This is a genomic window from Mycobacterium sp. 1274761.0 (assembly GCF_001668615.1).
GTDB lineage: Bacteria > Actinomycetota > Actinomycetes > Mycobacteriales > Mycobacteriaceae > Mycobacterium.
In genome coordinates, this window is the sequence record NZ_LZMC01000076.1 from 27,300 (window position 1) to 47,256 (window position 19,957).

At 66.7% G+C, this 19,957-nt stretch carries 17 protein-coding genes; 8 read left to right on the forward strand and 9 right to left on the reverse strand.

The features are described from left to right. The first annotated feature begins 105 nt into the window (after window positions 1-105). The 3 genes from A5651_RS16350 to A5651_RS16360 all read left to right on the forward strand — a co-directional run bounded on the left by A5651_RS16350 (window position 106) and on the right by A5651_RS16360 (window position 2,742). Window positions 106-876: a hypothetical protein gene (locus A5651_RS16350; protein WP_066982844.1), complete on the forward strand. Its 771-nt coding sequence runs from the start codon at window positions 106-108 to the stop codon at window positions 874-876. A gap of 89 nt (window positions 877-965) precedes the next feature. Continuing rightward, entirely contained in the window at window positions 966-1,544 is a 579-nt protein-coding gene (locus A5651_RS16355; RefSeq protein ID WP_066982847.1) for a sigma-70 family RNA polymerase sigma factor, read from the forward strand. Continuing rightward, window positions 1,537-2,742, forward strand: a complete 1,206-nt coding sequence (locus A5651_RS16360) for an anti-sigma-D factor RsdA (protein ID WP_066982850.1) — start codon at window positions 1,537-1,539, stop codon at window positions 2,740-2,742. Before A5651_RS16355 ends, A5651_RS16360 begins: the two co-directional genes overlap by 8 nt. Before the next feature lie 29 nt (window positions 2,743-2,771). Here the strand turns inward: A5651_RS16360 and A5651_RS16365 are convergent, their stop codons facing one another. Continuing rightward, window positions 2,772-3,176 carry a DUF5319 domain-containing protein gene (locus tag A5651_RS16365; RefSeq protein WP_066982852.1) on the reverse strand — a complete coding sequence of 135 codons (405 nt, stop codon included), beginning with the start codon at window positions 3,174-3,176 and terminating at the stop codon, window positions 2,772-2,774. A 146-nt stretch (window positions 3,177-3,322) separates the two neighbouring features. Between A5651_RS16365 and guaB the strand changes: the two genes are divergently transcribed. The 4 genes from guaB (at window position 3,323) to phoU (ending at window position 8,622) form a co-directional block, all read left to right on the forward strand. Then, on the forward strand, window positions 3,323-4,870 hold the full coding sequence (guaB, locus tag A5651_RS16370) for an IMP dehydrogenase (protein ID WP_066982855.1): 1,548 nt from the start codon (window positions 3,323-3,325) through the stop codon (window positions 4,868-4,870). An 18-nt stretch (window positions 4,871-4,888) separates the two neighbouring features. Beyond that, a complete protein-coding gene (locus A5651_RS16375) occupies window positions 4,889-6,016 on the forward strand; it encodes a GuaB3 family IMP dehydrogenase-related protein (protein ID WP_197496644.1) in 1,128 nt (375 codons plus the stop codon). A 129-nt stretch (window positions 6,017-6,145) separates the two neighbouring features. Further along, window positions 6,146-7,891, forward strand: a complete 1,746-nt coding sequence (locus A5651_RS16380; protein WP_066982862.1) for a GMC oxidoreductase — start codon at window positions 6,146-6,148, stop codon at window positions 7,889-7,891. A gap of 71 nt (window positions 7,892-7,962) precedes the next feature. Further along, entirely contained in the window at window positions 7,963-8,622 is a 660-nt protein-coding gene (gene phoU / locus A5651_RS16385) for a phosphate signaling complex protein PhoU (RefSeq protein WP_066982865.1), read from the forward strand. Here the strand turns inward: phoU and A5651_RS16390 are convergent. After that, window positions 8,619-9,536: a DMT family transporter gene (locus A5651_RS16390; protein ID WP_066982868.1), complete on the reverse strand. Its 918-nt coding sequence runs from the start codon at window positions 9,534-9,536 to the stop codon at window positions 8,619-8,621. The two genes, phoU and A5651_RS16390, sit on opposite strands and share 4 nt — an antisense overlap. A 135-nt stretch (window positions 9,537-9,671) precedes the next feature. Between A5651_RS16390 and guaA the strand changes: the two genes are divergently transcribed. Continuing rightward, a complete protein-coding gene (gene guaA, locus A5651_RS16395) occupies window positions 9,672-11,231 on the forward strand; it encodes a glutamine-hydrolyzing GMP synthase (protein WP_066982905.1) in 1,560 nt (519 codons plus the stop codon). Here the strand turns inward: guaA and A5651_RS16400 are convergent, their stop codons facing one another. Genes A5651_RS16400 through A5651_RS16430 form a run of 7 tightly spaced genes read right to left on the reverse strand, consistent with a single transcriptional unit; the run spans window position 11,232 to window position 19,949 of the window. Beyond that, window positions 11,232-12,152, reverse strand: coding sequence for a MerR family transcriptional regulator (locus tag A5651_RS16400; protein WP_066982908.1), 921 nt, complete (start codon window positions 12,150-12,152; stop codon window positions 11,232-11,234). A gap of 1 nt (window position 12,153) precedes the next feature. Beyond that, window positions 12,154-13,641 carry an NAD(P)/FAD-dependent oxidoreductase gene (locus A5651_RS16405; RefSeq protein WP_066982911.1) on the reverse strand — a complete coding sequence of 496 codons (1,488 nt, stop codon included), beginning with the start codon at window positions 13,639-13,641 and terminating at the stop codon, window positions 12,154-12,156. Continuing rightward, on the reverse strand, window positions 13,625-14,545 hold the full coding sequence (locus A5651_RS16410) for a reductase (RefSeq protein ID WP_066982914.1): 921 nt from the start codon (window positions 14,543-14,545) through the stop codon (window positions 13,625-13,627). The genes A5651_RS16405 and A5651_RS16410 overlap by 17 nt, the downstream gene beginning before the upstream one ends. A gap of 10 nt (window positions 14,546-14,555) precedes the next feature. Beyond that, the gene (locus tag A5651_RS16415) at window positions 14,556-15,386 is read right to left on the reverse strand and encodes an SDR family oxidoreductase (protein ID WP_066982916.1); all 831 of its coding nucleotides are present in this window, start codon (window positions 15,384-15,386) and stop codon (window positions 14,556-14,558) included. Between the two features lie 5 nt (window positions 15,387-15,391). Further along, window positions 15,392-16,375: an alpha/beta hydrolase gene (locus A5651_RS16420; RefSeq protein WP_082943808.1), complete on the reverse strand. Its 984-nt coding sequence runs from the start codon at window positions 16,373-16,375 to the stop codon at window positions 15,392-15,394. 53 nt (window positions 16,376-16,428) lie between these two features. Next, window positions 16,429-18,348, reverse strand: a complete 1,920-nt coding sequence (locus tag A5651_RS16425; RefSeq protein ID WP_369803961.1) for a zinc ribbon domain-containing protein — start codon at window positions 18,346-18,348, stop codon at window positions 16,429-16,431. Then, window positions 18,345-19,949 carry a protease pro-enzyme activation domain-containing protein gene (locus A5651_RS16430; protein ID WP_066982919.1) on the reverse strand — a complete coding sequence of 535 codons (1,605 nt, stop codon included), beginning with the start codon at window positions 19,947-19,949 and terminating at the stop codon, window positions 18,345-18,347. Before A5651_RS16430 ends, A5651_RS16425 begins: the two co-directional genes overlap by 4 nt. Window positions 19,950-19,957 lie beyond the last annotated feature (8 nt).

Sequence of the window (19,957 nt, forward strand, 5' to 3'; positions counted from 1 at the left end):
ACACGGGGCGCATCAACTGTTAACCAAAGAGATTCGGCGCCAACGGGTTACCCGAAACCACCGGTACCGGGATCCCGTCAGGTTGATTGATAACGTCATCGGCTGATGCTCGTCGATTCCGCGTTCGGTGATGATCCGGGGTGCTGGCCGCTGCCGGCGGCGCACAGTGCCGAGGACCTGTGGCTGCGTGCCGTCGCAGCGGGCGGGCAGGGACGCTACGCGAATGCCTACGGCGAGCTCGCGATGCTGCGGCGTGCCTGTCGCACCGGTCGGTTGGCATCCCTGGCGCACAGCACCCACGCCTCCTTCTTGCGTCAGCTCGGCTGGCACACCCCCGCCCGCGGGTGGGACGGCCGCGCGCTCGCGGTGGCGGGCGGCGATCGCGAAGCCCGCGGCGACGCGCTGATCGGCTTGGCCGCCGATGCGCTCGGAATCGGGCGGTTCTCGGTATCCGCCGCCGCCCTCCAGCGTGCCGAGGGTTTGCTCGACGACTCGCCGCCGCGGCTGGCGATACGGCTGGCATGGGTGTCGGCTGAACTGGCGATGGCAACCGGCGACGGCATAACGGCCGTCGCTCATGCCGAGCGCGCCATTGAGGCGGCCGCCTCTTTCGGCTCTGTGCGCCACAGCGTGAAATCCGAGGTCGTGGGGGCCGCCGCACTGTGCAGCGCCGGTCGGCTGGAGGCCGCGCGCGCGGCGGCCGACTCGGCCCTCATCACCACGCAGCGGCTCGGCTTGGTGCCGCTGAGCTGGGCTTTGGCCAGCCTTCTCGGCGACATCGGCAGCGGGAACCACTCGGCTGCTGAAGTCGTTGGAATTCGGGACCGGTCCGCTGATACGGTGCGGCGCCGTGGCGGCGTGTTGTTTGATCGCTGAGCCAGTCCGCATCGACCCGATAGATATCGTTTAGCGCAAATAGCTAAAGGCCACCTGTCCCATTAGTAACGCTGGAGAGAGCTTCACCGATGACAATTTCGGGAGAACGTCTCGATGCTGTCGTTGCTGAAGCCGTGGCGGGCAACCGGGACGCGCTCCGGGAGGTGCTGGAGACCATTCGTCCGATCGTTGTCCGCTACTGCCGGGCCAGGGTCGGGACGGCCGAGCGGAGCGGTCTCTCAGCTGACGATGTTGCTCAGGAGGTGTGCTTGGCTGCCATCACGGCGCTGCCGCGCTACAAAGATCAGGGACGACCGTTCCTGGCCTTTGTGTATGGCATCGCCGCCCATAAGGTTGCCGACGCGCATCGCGCGGCTGCCAGGAACCGCTCTGAGCCGACGGATGTCGTCCCCGAGCGCCTTTCCGTGGAGGCCGGGCCCGAACAACTCGCGATCGAAGGCGAGTCCGCCGAGCGAATGAACAGGCTGCTTGCGGTTCTGCCGGAAAAGCAGCGCGAGATTCTGATCCTGCGCGTGGTCGTCGGCATGAGTGCCGAAGAGACGGCCGAGGCGGTCGGCAGCACGGCCGGCGCGGTGCGGGTGGCGCAGCATCGGGCGCTCGCGCGACTCAAAAGCGAAATCATGGCGACGGGGCACGACCATGCCTGACTTCAGTCGCTGGGGCGGAAACGGTGGCGACCCGTCGCTCAACGCGGTCGGGCGGACCGACCGCTACCTTGACGCGCTCGCCGCCGAGCAGCCGGTGTATGCGACCGACTCGGCCGACGCTGAGCTGGCCAACTTGCTAGCGGGTTGGCGGGACGAGGTGCGCAGGCCACCGGCGCGGATCGCCGGGCTGCGGGACGCCGAGATCGTGCTGCAGCGCTCACTGGCCTCGCGGCAGCGGACACGTATGTCGATGGCGGTCCTGGGCTCTGTTGCCGCTGCGATGCTGTGCCTGGGCGGGTTCGGCGCCGTCGTCTACGGTGCTGGGCCTGGCGACGCGCTGTACGGGCTGCGCGTCGCGGTGTTCGGCGAGCAGCAGGTCACCCGCGACGACAAGGTCGCGCTGGCCGCTCAGACCGAGATGCAAGAGGTTCAACATCTGATCGAGCAGGGCAACTGGGACGCTGCGCAGGACAAGCTGCAGACCGTCACCTCGACGGTCCAGACGGTCGAGGATCCACAGCGGCAGCAGGAACTTCAGGAGCAGTTGAAGGATCTGGCGGTCAAGGTGGAGACCCGCGATCCGAACGCGACGGTCCCTGACGCGCCGCACGTCGACCAGCCGGCCATTCAACTGCCGCCGGCTATCACGCTTCCCCCGGAGATCTCGCTGCCGCCGGGTCTGCCGGTGCCGCCCGATGTGTCGCTGCCGCAAATGCCGGGACCGATTGTGCCGTCGGAGATTCCGTTGCCGAAGTTGCCGTCGCTGCCGTCCTTGCCGGGTTCCGGTGTGCCGCCGGATATCTCACTGCCGTCGCTGCCGCCGATTTCGTTGCCCAAGCCGATCCCGGTGGAACCGAAACCGCCTGTGTCCAAGCCGGGTCAGGATGGCCAGGAGCCCAAGCCGGTCGAACCGCCGAAGGCCGCCGAACCGCCCAAAGTGGTCGAACCACCGAAGGTCGTCGATCCACCGAAGGTCATTGAGCAGCCCAAGCCTGTCGAGCAACCGAAGCCGGTGCTGCCGGAGATCGCGATCCCCAAGCCCGCCGAGCCACCGCCGGCGCAAGAACCTCCAGCACCGGTACTACCTGTGGTTCCCGCACCCAAGGCGCCGCCGGCGCCTGCGCAGGAGGAGGCGCCGTCAGATGCGGCGACGACGATCCTGCAGGTTCCGGCGGAGAAGCCGAAGCGCGGAAGCTGAAACCACGGCGACTGAGCGAACTTGAGCGCTCAGCGGTAGCCGTCGGACTCCGACGTCGCTTCGTTGAGCGACGCATCGGCATAGCCGCGGCAATAATCCCAGGTCACGTACGCGTCCGGCTCGGGATCGTAGGCCGGCTCGTGCGGGCGCACCGTGCCGTCGACCAGTAGTTGCAGAAGGTTGGCCCGCAGCATGTCCCAGTCGTGGTAGTGGTCCTGCTGGCATTCGTCACAGCACACCACGAGGCCGCGAATTCCCTTGTGCGCCAGAAGTGCTTCATACACCGCCAGGTCGGCGAGATCGGCCTCGACAGCGGTGCGTTCCTGCGCGTCCAACGGTTGGCCCGGCTCGAGGGCGTCGAGGGCTCCCGAGGGGTCGCACGGGTCATCGGCGAACGGATCCGGCGGCAAACCAGGCGGCAGGTGGTCTCGCACGGTTCCACACTACGCAGCGCTACAGGTATCGCGCCAGCGGTTGCCCAGCTGACTCGGTGTGGCGCGGCACCCGTGTGGGGCCAGTTCCCGAGGCCGAAGCCGATAAGATAGTTATCTAGCTCCCCGCCGATGGAGGCTCGAAACCCATGTCGATCGCTGAAAGCGACATCCCCATCCCCATCGCCGTACCGGTGCCGACCGGCGGCGACGATCCGACGAAGATCGCCATGCTCGGGTTGACCTTCGACGACGTGCTGTTGTTGCCTGCCGCCTCGGATGTGGTGCCCGCCACGGCCGACACGTCCAGTCAGCTCACCCGCCGCATCCGGCTGAAAGTGCCGCTGGTCAGCTCGGCGATGGACACCGTCACCGAGTCACGGATGGCGATTGCGATGGCCCGTGCCGGCGGCATGGGTGTGCTGCACCGCAACCTGCCGGTGGCCGAGCAGGCGGGCCAGGTGGAAACCGTCAAGCGGTCCGAGGCGGGCATGGTCACCGACCCCGTCACCTGCTCACCGGACAACACGCTGGCCGAGGTCGACGCGATGTGCGCCCGGTTCCGGATCTCGGGACTTCCCGTCGTCGACGACACCGGCGCCCTCGTTGGCATCATCACCAACCGCGACATGCGCTTCGAAGTCGACATGAACAAGCCGGTGTCGGAGGTGATGACGAAGGCACCCTTGATCACCGCGCGCGAGGGCGTCACTGCCGACGCCGCCCTTGGTCTGTTGCGCCGCAACAAGATCGAGAAGCTGCCGATCGTCGACGGACACGGCCGGTTGACCGGGCTGATCACCGTCAAGGACTTCGTCAAGACCGAACAGCACCCGTTTGCGACCAAGGACAGCGACGGCAGGCTGTTGGTCGGGGCGGCCGTCGGCATCGGGCCCGACTCCTGGACGCGGGCGATGACGCTGGCCGACGCCGGCGCCGACGTGCTGATCGTCGACACCGCGCACGCCCACAACCGCCTGGTCCTCGACATGGTCAACAATCTCAAACGGGAGGTCGGCCACCGCGTCGACGTGATCGGCGGAAACGTCGCGACGCGGGCCGCCGCGGCCGCGCTGGTCGAGGCCGGCGCCGACGCGGTGAAAGTGGGCGTGGGTCCCGGTTCAATCTGCACCACCCGTGTCGTGGCCGGCGTTGGTGCGCCTCAAATCACGGCGATTCTGGAAGCGGTCGCCGCCTGTGCACCGTCCGGGGTTCCGGTGATCGCCGACGGCGGGTTGCAGTACTCGGGTGACATCGCCAAGGCGCTGGCGGCCGGCGCGTCGACGGCGATGCTGGGCTCGCTTCTCGCCGGCACGGCCGAGGCGCCCGGCGACCTGATCTTCGTCAACGGCAAGCAGTTCAAGAGCTACCGCGGCATGGGCTCGCTCGGGGCGATGCAGAGCCGCGGCAGCGCGAAGTCGTATTCGAAGGACCGCTACTTCCAAGACGATGCGCTCAGCGAGGACAAGCTGGTGCCCGAGGGTATCGAGGGCCGTGTTCCGTTCCGCGGGCCGCTGTCCAGCGTGATCCGCCAGCTCACTGGCGGCCTGCAGGCCGCGATGGGCTACACCGGGGCAGCCACCATCGAGCAGCTGCAGCAGGCGCAGTTCGTCCGGATCACCCCCGCGGGACTGAAGGAGAGCCACCCGCACGACATCACGATGACCGTCGAAGCGCCCAACTACTACACCCGCTAGCGAGTCCGCATGCGCGACATGGTCGAGATAGGGATGGGCCGGACTGCCCGTCGCACTTACGAACTCGGCGACATCAACATCGTTCCGTCCCGTCGGACCCGATCGTCGAAGGATGTGTCGACGGCCTGGCAGCTCGACGCGTACCGGTTCGAGATCCCGGTTCTGAGTCATCCCACCGACGCACTGGTGTCGGTCGAGTTCGCCATCGAACTCGGGCGGCTCGGTGGCCTCGGCGTGCTCAACGGCGAGGGTCTGATCGGCAGGCACGCCGACGTGGCCGCCAAGGTCGCCCAGGTCATCGAGGCCGCTGAAAAGGAACCCGAACCTGCCGCGGCTATTCGCCTTCTGCAGCAACTGCATTCGGCACCGCTCGACCCTGATCTGCTGGGCGCCGCCGTCGCGCGTATCCGCGACGCCGGGGTGACGACCGCGGTTCGGGTCAGCCCGCAGAACGCGCAGGCATTGACGCCGTCGCTGGTTGCGGCGGGCATCGATCTACTGGTCATCCAGGGCACCATCGTCTCGGCCGAACGCGTCGCACAGGACGGCGAGCCGCTGAACCTCAAGACCTTCATTTCGGAGCTGGACGTCCCTGTGGTGGCCGGCGGCGTGCTCGACCATCGCACGGCTCTGCACCTTATGCGCACTGGTGCGGCGGGCGTGATCGTCGGCTATGGCTCGACCAGCGGAGTCACCACCAGTGACGAGGTGCTCGGAATCAGCGTGCCGATGGCGACCGCGATAGCCGACGCCGCCGCGGCACGCCGCGAGTACCTCGACGAGACCGGCGGCCGCTACGTGCATGTGCTGGCCGACGGCGACATTCATTCCTCCGGCGACCTGGCCAAGGCGATCGCGTGCGGGGCCGACGCCGTCGTGCTGGGCACCCCGCTGTCGCTGGCCGCGGAGGCACTCGGCGACGGCTGGTTCTGGCCGGCCGCTGCGGCGCACCCGTCGCTGCCGCGCGGCGCTCTGCTGCAGGTGGCCATCGGCGAACGGCCGCCGCTGGAGCAGGTGCTCAACGGGCCGTCCGATGACCCCTTCGGCTCGCTGAACCTGGTCGGTGGCCTGCGCCGGTCGATGGCCAAGGCCGGTTACTGCGACCTCAAGGAGTTCCAGAAGGTCGGACTGACGGTCGGGAGCTGACCGCGTCGGGCCCGCGACTGTGCGGATTCCGAGGGTTTCGGTCCGTCGCTCCGATACTGCACACCCGACACTCGGCGGTGTCGCGGACCCGGGGTTCTGCCTACTGACGGGTAAGTTCATACTGGTTTCATGCAGCCTGACTATGACGTTTTGATCATTGGTTCGGGGTTCGGGGGAAGTGTTTCGGCGTTGCGCCTGACGGAGAAGGGTTACCGCGTCGGCGTGCTGGAGGCCGGTCGTCGATTCGCTGACCACGAGTTCGCGAAGACGTCGTGGAACCTCCGCAAGTTCTTGTGGATGCCGAAGCTCGGCATGTACGGCATTCAGCGGATCCACCTGCTGCGCAACGTGATGATCCTGGCTGGGGCCGGCGTCGGGGGAGGATCGCTGAACTACGCCAACACGCTGTATGTGCCGCCGGAGCCGTTCTTCGACGATCCGCAGTGGAAGAACATCACCGACTGGCGAGCCGAGCTGATGCCGCACTACGAGCAGGCCAAGCGGATGCTCGGCGTGGTGCAGAACCCGACCTTCACCGACGCCGACAAGGTGATGAAAGAGGTCGCCGACGAGATGGGCGTCGGCGACACGTTCGTGGCGACCCCGGTCGGTGTGTTCTTCGGACCCGACGGCAAAAAGACGCCGGGCAAGACGGTGCCCGACCCGTATTTCGGTGGCGTCGGCCCGGACCGCACCGGCTGCATTGAATGCGGCTCATGCATGACGGGCTGCCGCTACGGCGCCAAGAACACTCTGGTCAAAAATTACCTTGGTCTCGCGGAACGTGCTGGGGCACAAGTACACCCGATGACGACGGTGACGGGGTTCAAGCAACGGCACGACGGGCTTTGGGAAGTCAAAACTGCACACACCGGGCGGCTGCTGCGCAGAGGCCGGCGCACCTTCACCGCCACGCACCTCGTCCTCGCGGCGGGCACGTTCGGCACGCAGAAGCTGCTGTTCAAGATGCGCGACCGAGGCAACCTGCCGAAGATGTCGGACAGGTTGGGCGTGCTCACCCGCACCAACTCCGAGTCGATCGTCGGCGCGGGACGCCTGTCGGTGGGTGACGACCTCGACCTGACCCACGGCGTGGCGATCACGTCGTCGATCCACCCCACGGCCGACACCCACGTCGAGCCCGTGCGCTACGGCAAGGGCTCCAACGCCATGGGGCTGCTGCAGACGCTGATGACCGACGGCGAGGGGCCCGAAGGCACCGACATCCCGCGCTGGCGACAACTGATCGATCAGGCACGGGAGGACCCGAAGAAAACGCTGCGCCTGCTCAACCCGTCGCGGTGGAGCGAGCGCACGATGATCGCGCTGGTTATGCAGCACCTGGACAACTCGATCACGACCTACACCAAACGCACCCGGCTCGGCTTCCGCCGGATGGTCAGCAAGCAGGGCCACGGCGAACCCAACCCGACTTGGATCCCGGTGGGCAACCGCGTCACCCGACGGATCGCCGAAAAGATCGACGGCGTCGCGGGCGGCACCTGGGGCGAGCTGTTCAACATCCCGCTCACAGCGCACTTCCTCGGCGGCGCAGCCATCGGCGACAGCCCGGAGAACGGCGTGATCGACCCTTACCACCGCGTGTACGACTATCCGACGTTGTACGTGGTGGACGGCGCGTCGGTGTCGGCCAACCTCGGCGTGAATCCGTCGCTGACCATTACCGCACAGGCTGAGCGTGCCGCGTCGCTGTGGCCGAACAAGGGTGAGCAGGATCTGCGACCGAAGCAGGGCGAGCCCTACCGGCGGCTCGATCCCATCGAGCCCGCCCACCCCGTGGTGCCCGCCGATGCCTTCGGCGCGCTTCGTCGTATCCCGTTCGCGCCGGACCAGGCGGTGAGCTCGGCCGGTTAAACCCGCCGAATCGGGGTACTGACAGTGCACGCCGGGCCGGGAGGGCACCGGCGCGGAGAGGTGTTGGCCCCATGCGGACCGCGTATTACCAGCAGATATCCACGCTGTGTGAGCAGCTGGGTGAGATGTGCGGCCTGGCCGCCGACGCGATGGAGCATGCGACGTCGGCGTTGTTGAACGCCGATCTGACCCTCGCTGAGCAAGTGATCGGTGACCACGCCCACCTCGTGGTGTCGAGCCAGCGCGCAGAGGCCACCGCGCTGCGACTGCTCGCGTTGCAGGCTCCGGTGGCCGGGGATCTGCGCAGAATCGTTTCGGCGATCCACATCAGCGCCGACGTCGAACGCATGGGCGCCCTGGCCGTCCACGTCGCGAGCATCTCGAGGTTGCGGCACCCGGACTGCGCGTTGCCCGATGAGGTGCGGTCGAGCTTCGCCGAGATGGGAGCCAAGTCGGTGCAGCTGGCACGCACGGCGCAGGAGGTGTTGCTCACCAGTGACTCGGGCAAGGCCGCCCGGCTGCGGGAAGAGGACGACGCCGTTGACGCCGAGCACCAGCACCTGTTCACCTTGCTGATCGACCACAAATGGCAGGGCGGCGTGTGTTCGGCGGTCGATGTGGCGCTGCTCGGCCGCTACTACGAACGGTTCGCCGACCATGCCGTCGAGATCGGCAAGCGCGTGGTGTTCGAGGAGACCGGCGGTCTGCCGACACACAAACAGCTCGCCTAGTTCGGCGTCTGCCCGCCGGGAGACCCCTGTCGTTGAGCCATCTGTTTTTCGAGTTGCTCTTCGAACGCGCCTTCGTCGCGACCGAGCGCGATGGTCGCCGCGGCCATTGCCACCACCGCGACGGCGATCACCGCGATCTTGACCGGGTCGGTGACGGCGAGCGCCTCGCCAAGCACGACGACGCCCAGCGACACCGCGATCAACGGTTCTAGCACCAGCATGGTCGGCACCGATGTCTGCAGCGCACCCGCGTGAAAAGCCGACTGCTGCAACAGCGTTGCCGCGACGCCGAGGATGACGACGAGATACGGCGCGGGCACCATGAGCGTGCCCAACGGGCCTTCCTCGTCCAGGCGTTGCACGGTGACCTTGGTGAGCACGGAGACCACACCGAACAGCACGCCGACCGCGGTGGCGATGAGCAGCGCCCGATTGCGGCCCTCCGTGCGCGCACCACCGATGACAGACCCCAGCACCACGGTCACGCACAGCATCCCCGCCAAAATCCACACCGCGGGCAGTGGCCGGTAGTTCCCAGGGTGGACGCGCGCCATCGACACGAATGTCGCCAATCCGACCGTCAGTACCAGCGCCCACACCCAGTCGTGGGTGGTGACCCGGCGGTGGGCCAGCCGAGCGCTCATCGGCAGCGCGAACAACAACGCCGATACCAGCAGCGGCTGGACCAGGATCAGTGAACCCCAGGTCAGCGCGAGCGCCTGCAGGCCGTAGCCGGACCCCGCCACCGCGGTGCCGGCCCACCACAGCCGGTTGCGCAACAGCTTCTTGAACATCGTCGTGCTGACGCCCTCGTCCTGAGGGATCTCCAGCGTTGCGCGCTGCCGGATCACAATTCCGAGGGCCGAGGTCACTGCGGCGGCAAGCGCCAGCGCCACGACCACCCACTCCGGCATGAATCTCCTATCGGCTGACGACGCGATTGTTCCCGGATACCCAACCACACGGCGACTGCTCGTCCGTGCCGTGGCAGTGAACAGCGGGGGACGGCGGGTCAGGCTGTGAGACGGGCCCGCCCGTAGACTGGGCGGGTGCAACCGGCATCCCCTCGCCCCGTGTTGGTGGTCGACTTCGGAGCGCAATACGCGCAGCTCATCGCCCGCCGGGTGCGCGAGGCGCGGGTCTATTCGGAGGTCGTCCCGCACACCGCCACGGTTGAGGAGATCAAGGCCAAGGATCCGCAGGCGATAGTGCTGTCCGGCGGCCCGTCGAGCGTGTACGAAGAGGGTGCGCCGCAGCTGGATCCCGCCGTCTTCGATCTGGGTGTCCCGGTGTTCGGCATCTGCTACGGCTTCCAGGCCATGGCGCAGACGCTCGGGGGCACCGTCGCCCGTACCGGCACCAGCGAGTACGGCCGCACCGAGCTGAAAGTGGCTGGCGGACAACTCCATTCGGATCTGCCGGAGACCCAGCCGGTGTGGATGAGTCACGGCGACGCCGTCACGGCCGCGCCCAAGGGCTTCGAGGTTGTCGCAAGCAGCGCGGGCGCACCCGTCGCGGGGTTCGAAAACCGGGCCCGCGGGCTGGCCGGCGTGCAGTACCACCCCGAGGTCATGCATACCCCGCACGGCCAGCAGGTGCTCAGCCGGTTCCTGCACGAATTCGCGGGCATCGATTCGGCGTGGACGCCCGCCAACATCGCCGATTCCCTTGTCGAACAGGTGCGTGCACAGATCGGTGACGGCAGGGCGATCTGCGGCCTGTCGGGCGGAGTGGACTCGGCCGTCGCGGCCGCGCTCGTGCAGCGCGCCATCGGTGACCGGCTGACATGTGTGTTCGTCGACCACGGTCTGCTGCGGGCCGGCGAACGCGCGCAGGTGCAGCGGGACTTCGTCGCGGCCACGGGCGCCAACCTCGTCACCGTCGACGTCGCGGATCGTTTTCTGCAGGCGTTGGCGGGCGTCACCAACCCGGAGGGCAAGCGCAAGGTCATCGGCCGCGAGTTCATCAGAGCGTTCGAGGGCGCGGTGCGCGGGCTTGTGGAAGACGGCGGCCCCGACGTCGAGTTCCTGGTGCAGGGCACGCTGTACCCCGACGTGGTGGAGTCCGGCGGCGGTTCAGGCGCGGCCAACATCAAGAGCCACCACAACGTCGGCGGTCTGCCAATCGACCTCAAGTTCAAACTCGTTGAGCCGCTTCGGCTGTTGTTCAAAGACGAGGTCCGCGCTGTCGGTCGCGAACTCGGGCTTCCGGAGGAAATCGTTGCACGCCAACCGTTCCCGGGTCCCGGGTTGGGTATCCGCATCATCGGTGAGGTGACTGCTGACCGGCTCGATACGCTGCGCCGCGCCGACGCGATCGCCCGCGAGGAACTGACCGCGGCCGGCTTGGACAACCAGATCTGGCAGTGCCCGGTAGTGCTGCTCGCCGACATCCGCTCGGTCGGTGTGCAGGGCGACGGCCGCACGTATGGCCACCCGATCGTGCTGCGCCCGGTGTCCAGCGAGGACGCCATGACCGCGGACTGGACGCGGGTGCCCTACGAGGTGCTCGAACGCATTTCCACCCGCATCACCAACGAGGTGCCGGAGGTCAACCGCGTGACGCTGGATGTCACCAGCAAGCCGCCCGGCACCATCGAATGGGAGTGATCAGTTCTCCGACGGTGCTTCGGGGTGCGCTTCTTTGGCGATCAGGTCACCGAGAATCTGACCGACCGCAGACTCGATCGTCGACTCGATCGAGAAGGCCAGCGTCGACGACACCGCCGACACCGCCTGGGTGCGGAACCGCACCAGCATCGTGAGCAGTTCGGCGATTTCGGTGTCCGGCGGAAGGGCTTCCCCTGGCTTGATCCGGCCGAGCACCTCTTCGATGCCCGCCTGTACCAGGATGCCGCTGATCTGATCGATGATCGGTGCGATCTGCTCGTGCAGGTCGATGAGCTTGTCGGTGGCGACGCCGTACTGGCGGATGTCATTGAACGCCTCGATCAGCTTGGGCCGCACCACGACAGCTTCACCGTCTTCGAGCCGAATGACGCCGACTCCGACCATCCGCTCGAAGCCCGCATCGTCGTCGACCAACCGTTTGGCGTCGGCGATGCTCATTCGCTCGGGCTTTTCGGTCGCCCAGCTGCCTGCGATGGCCGATTCCAGGCCCAGCATGTCACCGACGTTCTTACCCTGCTCCCACGCCGACAACATCTCGTGCACGTGGGAGATGTTGTATCCGCGGTCGAGCAGCGAGGTGATCAGCCGCAGGCGAGTCAGATGAGTGTCGTTGAACAGCGCGATGCGCCCCACCCGCAGTGGGGGATGCAACAGCCCCCGGTCGCGGTAGACGCGGATGTTGCGCGTGGTGGTACCGGCCATCCGCGCCAACTCTTCGATCCGGTATTCGCCGGATGCTTCGATGCCGTGCGGCTGCACAGCCGCGTCGAATAGTTGCGACACGGCGTTCTCGATGACGTCGCGGGAGCCCCGGCGGATCTGCCGCTCTGCACGTCGCAGACCGGTCAGGATCGTCGAGATGGCCCCCGCGGGCTGTCGAGGCTGCCTTGCCGCGGACATGTCAAGCCGTCGTACTTTCGCAGCCCCTCGCGGAGGTGTAGTCGCTGAACCGGAAATCCCGCATCTGACGAAGATACTGGGTGGCGAAACCCGGATACATCGAGGCGTTGAAGCCGTCCTTGGTCAGATACCAGCTGCTGCAGCCCGACATCCAGGTGGTCTTGGTCAGCCGCTTCTGGATCGCTCTGTTGTAGCGCCGCTGCACGTCTTCACGGACGTCGAGATAGCGCAGGTTCTCACCCAGGATCCCCGTGATGCCGGCCACCGCATAGTCGATCTGGCCTTCCACGTACACCAGCAACGAGTTGTGCCCGGGGCCGGAATTCGGCCCCGTCATGAAGAACAGGTTCGGATAGCCGTGGGCGTTGATGCTCTTGTATGCCTGTGCGCCACTGGCCCATTCGCTGCTCAGCGAGCGCCCGTCGAGGCCGGTCACCGGGTAGGGTGGGCCGGTCAGGTGCACGTCGTAACCCGTCGCGAACACGATGGCGTCCAGATGATGCTCGATGCCGTCGCTGGTGCGGATCCCAACAGGGCTGATTGTCGCGATCGGCCAGTCGATCAGCTTGCAGTTGTCGCGTTGCAGCGCGGGATAGTAATCGCTGGAGACCAGCATCCGTTTGCACCCGGGCGTGAAGTCCGGGGTCAATTGTCGGCGCAGCCACGGATCCTTGACCTGACGGCGCAGGTGCGCGCGCCCCAGCCGGGCGACCAGGCCGGTCAATGGGCTGTCCCACACCAGTGCGGTGGCACTCACCTCATGTCCCCAGTACAGGGCCTCGCGTGCAAACCGTTGTGTGCCGGGCACTTTCGCGAACAACTCTTTCGCCACACCGGGCATCGCGATATCCATGCGTGGTAGGACCCAGCCGGGCGTGCGCTGGAAGACTTTGACGAAGTCGGCCTGCTTGACCAGTTCCGGGACGATCTGCACAGCGCTCGCTCCGGTTCCGACGACGGCGACGCGCTTACCGGTGAAGTCAAAGTCATGGTCCCAGCGGGCGCTGTGAATGACCTTGCCTTCGTAGGTGTCCACGCCGCGAATGTCGGGAAGCTTGTGATCGGGCAGCGGTCCCGAAGCCAGCACCACGGTGCGGGCGCGGAACACCTTGCCGCTCGACGTCGAGACAGTCCAGCTGCCCCCGGCCTCGTCGAATCGCAGCCCATTGACCTCCACGCCGAATTGGATGCGACGACGCAGGTCGTATGCATCGACCAGGTGCTCGATGTGACGGCAGATCTCGGCGGCGGGGGAGTACGCCCGCGACCAGTGCGGGTTCTGCGCGAACGAGAACGAGTACAGCACCGACGGAATATCGCACGCCGCACCGGGATAGGTGTTGTCGCGCCAGGTCCCGCCGACGCGGTCCTCGCGTTCGACGATGACGAAGTCATCGACACCGGCCTGGGCGAGTTTGATCGCGGTGCCGATCCCGGTGAAACCGGTGCCGACGATCAGCACGTCGGTCGACTCAGGCTGCCGGCTCATGGGTGACCTCCTTGACCCAGGTCGGCACCGACGGCAGCAGCGGCCGCGGGTAGCGGTCGGAAAGCCACACCATCGAATTGGCGAGCAGATGGTACGGATGACGCGGGTTGGTGACGACGCCGGCATAGCGGCTGAGGAACCGGTACGTCGGAACGCGCTTGGTGTGTTGTCCGCGGTCGCCGAGCTCTTTGAACCGTTTGACGGCGCGGTACAGGCGCTCGGGCTCCATCCCCATCGCGGTGATCTCGTTTCGGATCCGGTTTATCAGGGGAGCACCTGTGATCAGGCCGATGATCAGGCCCGGCGTCGCATTGTGGCCGATGAAGTCGATCAGCATGCGTCGGACCTTGGCGTGCCCGATCATGTCGAGAACCTCGAAATCGACCACGAGGTGCCGTGATTCGTCGTTGTTGATCTTTTCGAAGACCTGGTGGCAAACCGGGTCGTGCACCTCGTCGAGCAGAAACTTCAACAGCGCGCCGTCGAGGGCGACTTCCAGCATGGGAATCACCGTGCCCAGCAACGACAGCGGCATCTCGTCGGCCCACCGATCCAGCCAGTCGATGGACAACCGGATGTTCACGTTTGGTTCGGGCACTTCACCGTCGTCGAGCATCCCCCAACGTTTCATCAGCGCCAGTTCCGCGTTGGCGTGGCGCTGTTCCTCGGCGTGGAAATACCGGTAGATCTCGGCGATCGTGGGAGTAGGCGCCTTCTTCGCCAGCGCGGCGAAACCTCTGGCGCCGATGTTCTCGATCCAGCACAGGTCGGCCATGAATGCTTTCAGCTGCGGCCGTTGCTCGTCCGTGATCAGCTCCGCACCGGGTGCCTCCCAGTCGATATCGGCCAGTGCCCATTGCCGGTCCTTGATCTTGCTCAGCATGACGTCCATATCGATCGCCATCGATGCCCTCCTAGGTGATGATCCGTGTGCTGAGACCGGCGGCGCGGGTATATACCGTCGGGGTGAAACGTTTGATCGCCCAGCCGATTCGGGCATCGGGTTGCGGCATGCAGTAGAGGCCGCCACGATCAAGGGTGTCCAGGCAGGTGCGGGCCACCCGTTGGGGGGAGAAGCCGGTCCAGCGCATGAGCCGGTCGGCCATCTGCGTCGACTTGTCGCTGATCCGGCCGGAGCCGACGATGTTCGTCTTCACGAACGTGGGGCAGAGCGCCGTGACATGCACACCGGTGCCGGACAGTTCGGCCGCCAACGTCTCCGACAGCGACAGCACGCCGGCCTTGCTCACGTTGTAGGCCGCCATCCCCGGGGCCGCGCCAAACGCCGCGGCCGAGGCCACGTTGATGATGCCGCCGTATCCGGCGTCGCGCAGTATGGGTGCAAAGACCTGGCAGCCGTGGATCGGGCCCCACAGGTTGACACCGAGCACCCAGTTCCAGTCGTCGATATCGATCGCACCGATCGGGGCACCGCCGGCACCGACGCCGGCATTGTTGATCACCAACGACGGCGGCGCTGCAAACCAGTTCTGCGCCGCGTCGGCGAGGGCGAAGACGTCGTCGAGACGTGTCACATCGCAACGTACTGCCAACGCCTCCCCGCCGGCGCCGGTGATGTCGTCAGCTGTTGCGCGCGCGGCTGTTTCGTCAATATCGCTGCACACCACCCGGCCACCCCGGCGGGCGAGTTCGACTGCGAAGGCCGCTCCGATGCCGCTACCCGCGCCGGTGATGACGGCGGCGGCGTCGCGACTGCGTTTGTTTCCTGAGAAGGGAAAAGCCATGTGCCTTAACCCGCCCGACGATCGGCGACGGTACGGGTCAGCGACTCGGTGATGAATCGAGCCACCGCGTGCATGGCGGGACGGGCCTCGGGCGAGACGCGGGGCAGCGCGTGGAATACATGCATCTGGTCCGGCCAGATCTGCAGGTGGCAATCACCACCGGCGCCGCGGATGTCCGAGGCGAGGGCCCTGGCGTCGGCGACCAGGAATTCGGCACCTCCGGCGTGGATGAGCGTCCGCGGTAGCGTCCTCCCCCCGGCAACGTCGAGCGTCAGCCGCGGATGAGCGAGATCGCTTTGGCCGCAATACAACTTGACGAGCCGTTCGGCGTCGCGAACCCGGATCACCGGGTCGGGCCGCAGTTCCTCCCGAACGCGCGCAAGCCCGAAGGTCATGTCGAACAGCGGTGATAGCAGCACAAGGCTCGCCGGATGCGCGACATCGTCATCCAGTGTGAGGTCGACAGCCAGATGGCCGCCGGCGGAGTCGCCGGCGATGACCATCCGATCGGGGGCAAGGCCGTGTACCGAGGTCAACCAATCCCAGCCGGTCCGCACGTCGTCTGCGGCAGTGGGGAATCGGTGGCGTGGTGCAAGCCGGTAAGCCACCACGAACACCGGCAGGCCCGTCAACCGCGACAGCCATGAGGTCAACCGGCGGTGGGTGCGGGGTGAACACAGGGCATAGCCGCTGCCGTGGATGTAGTAGATGGCCGACGAAGTGGAGTTGACGCCGTTCGCGCGCACCCATTCGCCGACGAGCCTCCGGCCGTCGGCCAGTACGGTGTCGACGCTTTCCACACGAGTGCCGCCGCCCAGTGCTGGGCCGGCGACGTCCATGAGGGCGGCGAGGATTCGGCGCGACAGCCACAGTCCCCAGGCCCGATCAAACGGCAGCAAACCGGTGAGGGGCCGAATCGTTCTGGTGCTGAGCGCCGCGGCGGCACGGGATCGGACAGAGCCGTGCATCACACGGTCGCTTTCGGCCATGCCTGAGTACAACAGTCAATGTCGACATTTGTCAATGTCAACATTTGAAATTGTCAGCGCGGTGGGTCGCCTCGCCAGGTGAAGCTGTTGACGTATTTGCCCATGTCGAGGGCAAGTTGCAGGTTCGCGCCTGACGGTTTACCGATTCCGGAATCGGGGCCGAACTGCCGGAACGGGCCTACGGCCGCGGCGACAAGGGCGAGGTCGCGTTTCACCGCCACCATCGCGATCACCCGCATTCGCATGTAGTTGCTGTTGGCACCTTGGGGCCAGCAGTCGGCTACCAGCCCGTAGCCGGGTTGGTAGCCCACCATCGCGTTGGGGATCTCATACGCCAGCTTGCTATCGGGAAAGGTGTCCCGCACAAGGCTTTTCGCGATCTGTTCAGGGGAGCGCCCGTTCGCCGGCCTGCTCATCAACTGCATGGTGCCGCCGTCACCACCAAGGAAATCGGCACGTACGCCGGTGGGGCTGGTGGTGATCCGGTACGCCTGGCTCTCGGCGGGGTAGGACACGGAAAAGCTTCCATCTGGCGCGGTGAAACGGGGATTGACCGCGACGGGCTCGCCGGTTGGGGGGTGCCCGCATTCGGGCGGGCAGACGTAGCGTGCCGGTGGCTTGTGGATGATCACCGACAACGCGACCAGCGCGAGCGCCACGGCGACGATGCCGCTGCCCCAGGTCCGCAGCAGCCTGCCATGCGAGGTCTGCTGTATCGGCGCGCTGCTGTAGGCACCGGCGGTGGTGGAGTAGCCCGGATGTGTGGCGTCACCCGGTTCGTCGGCATCCGGGATCGTCGGTCGCGATTCGCGCCGGTGTCGTCGTGACGAGCGGGAGGCGGCCCTGGTCGCCGCCCCGCATGCAGGGCAGAACGCCATGTCGGGGACGACGTGGTGGCAGTGCGGGCACAGAATGGGGTCATCGGAATGGATTTCGTCGTGCTCCTCGTGCAGCAGTGCGAGATGCAGTCCGATTCGTAGTAACAAGAGCGCGACCATTGCGACCGCCAGGTGGACGGCCAGCTGCAACCACTGCGGAATGTGGGTTATATCAACCAGTCCCAGCGCGGCGTAGACACCGACCACGGCCGCGGCGAATAGGGCGAGCGCGGCACGGACACGTCCGGGATGCTGATGCGTTTTGCTGGGCGGTCGAGTGAACCACAGCGCCGCGCCGATGAGGCCGCCGACGGCCGCTGCCGTCAACGGCACCGCCAGCCCGCGAATGCCCGCCTCGACAATGAGGGACTGGACGGGGCGGCTGCGGGAGACCATTCCGGTCGCGAATTGTGGCGCCAACCGGGTGATCGTCGCCGCTGCGGTGAACGCCAGCGCCCCGAGTGCACCGATCCTGAAGCCGTCCAACGATTCCCGGTCCGACGGCCGCATCAGGCGCACCACCACAGCGGGCACGAGCATGACGATCATGCCGCCGACCGGGATGCCGAGACCTTCGCGAAGCATCCGCCCCGCTGCGATGCCGGCACCCAGCGGCACACCGTACGAGCGGGCGACCACCGCGCCGGTCAAGAGTACCCAGCCGACGCCGAGGCCGATGCCGAGTGCGGTGGCGAGAAATAATGTGCTGGTGGGCAAATCGCGTCGGGCATCGGTTTCGCGCATGTACAGAACGAACAAGAACGGCAGGCCGAGCGCGGCGACGGTGATCAACGCCGCGGGCATCCGAAGCGAGGCAAACGTGACCAGGCCGACCAATACGACGATCAGCACGACGCGGAACGGCCTGCGGGAGCGGTGCGGTAGGTGTGGGAACAGCGAGCTGGCCAACGACGGCCGCAGCAGATGCTCGCCCGGCGCGGCGCCGTAGGCGCGGAGCCGCAACCACGGCGGGCCGTTTCCCTTACGGGCGGTGAGGAAGTCGCCGCACAACCCGCAGAATTGGCCTGCGGGGACGTCGGTTTGGCAGACCTGGCACTGCATCATGGCCGGCGCATCGTCGGTGGGCGTGCTCACGCTGTCATCTTCTGCAGGATCAGAATGTTGCGCACGAGGTTGTCGACGTCGGGTGTGCCCAGGCCGGTGGCCAGGTCGTACCCGGGTGCGGCGATCGCGACCGCATTGCCGCCGAGGGTCACGTCGCGGAAGCCGGGCAGTCGTGAGCCCTCGGCGACCTTGTACAGCAACGGGTTCAGCTCACCGAGGGCGCGTCCGCCGTTGGCGATCAGCCACTGGTTCATCACCGCCGCCAGCCCGGCCCACAGCGGTGCCGCTTGAGACGTGCCGCCGCCGACCAGTTGCTTGCCGTTGAACACGATCTTCACGCCGGTGAACTGGTCGGCGACCGCGGACACGTCGGGAGTGAGCCTGCGGCCCTGATCGCGGTCCGGCAGCACCGAGCGCTGCCAGCCGGGACGATCGAACAGGTTGGACACCCCGCCGCCACTTCCCAGCGACAGGGGGACGTCGAACCAGGCCTGTTCGGACTGCCACACGCCGGTGGCGTCGGTAGACAGGGTGGTGCCGCCGACGTTGGTCATTTCCGGCACGGAAGCAACGGAATCGAGACCGATGTCGGCATCGCTCGGTGGGGACGACCAGTCCTGACCGCCCTTGCATTCGAGTCCGGCGAGATCACCGCTGGCATTGAAAGCCGTTGTGCCCCTTGAGTGTGCGGTAGCGAGCGCAGAGCGCACCGGCGCCATGTCGGCTGCGGTGATGAGCTTGTCGCAACCCCATCCGATCGAGAAGCTCCACACCGCGTCGGGGAACTGCCGGTCGGCGGATTCGAGCATTGCCGCGATCTTCTCGTAGGCGCCACCACCATCCACTGTGGGCCGCGCGTTGATGACGACCTTCTTCGCATCGGGCGCGATCGCGTGAGCGACCTCGAGGTCCATCGTGGTTTCGCCGCGGGGTTCGGCAGGCTGCCCGCCGACAACGGTGGGCGTGAACTTCGGCAGGCCGTACAGCGCCGCGAAGCTGTCGAGGTCGGCTTGGTCGAACCCGTCGAAGGCGAAGATCACGATGGTCTGGCCCTTGCCGGTGAAACCCTGCGAGGTGAGCTTGGTGACGTTGTAGGTGTTGCGCAGTGCGCTGGGCTGCAGTCCCTGATCGGGCACGTCGGTGGGAATCATCGGTGGCTTCGACATGTGATGCGGCGTGTAGCTGAGGATCCTGCCGAGTTCGACGACCTCCGGCCGCAGTTCATGAGGCACCGACGGCTGCTGCGGGGATGCATAGAACAGCTGGCCGCGCCGCCCGCGGTAGTCGTGCACCTCGACGCCGAATGCGGTGCCCACGCTGTTGGCATCGCCTTCGACAATGGCCCAATTCTGGCCGGGCCGCCATCGCACCGACAGGCCCCGGTGTCGTGCCCAACCCATCAGCCGGTCCGGATGGGACGAGTTTTGCAGGGCTACGGTCAGCTGAGTGTCATCGCGGTGGGAGGGCCCGAGATCCGTTGAGGCACTGAGCAACAACGCGAACGGGCCGCCGATCGACGCCGGCGTGTTGGGCACCCGCGTGACCCGCAGATCCGACGCAAGCACCAGCACCCCCGCCGCCGCAATCAGCGCCAGCAGTCGGTGCCCGGCGCTTGTCCGCCAACCGGGCACCGGCGTGG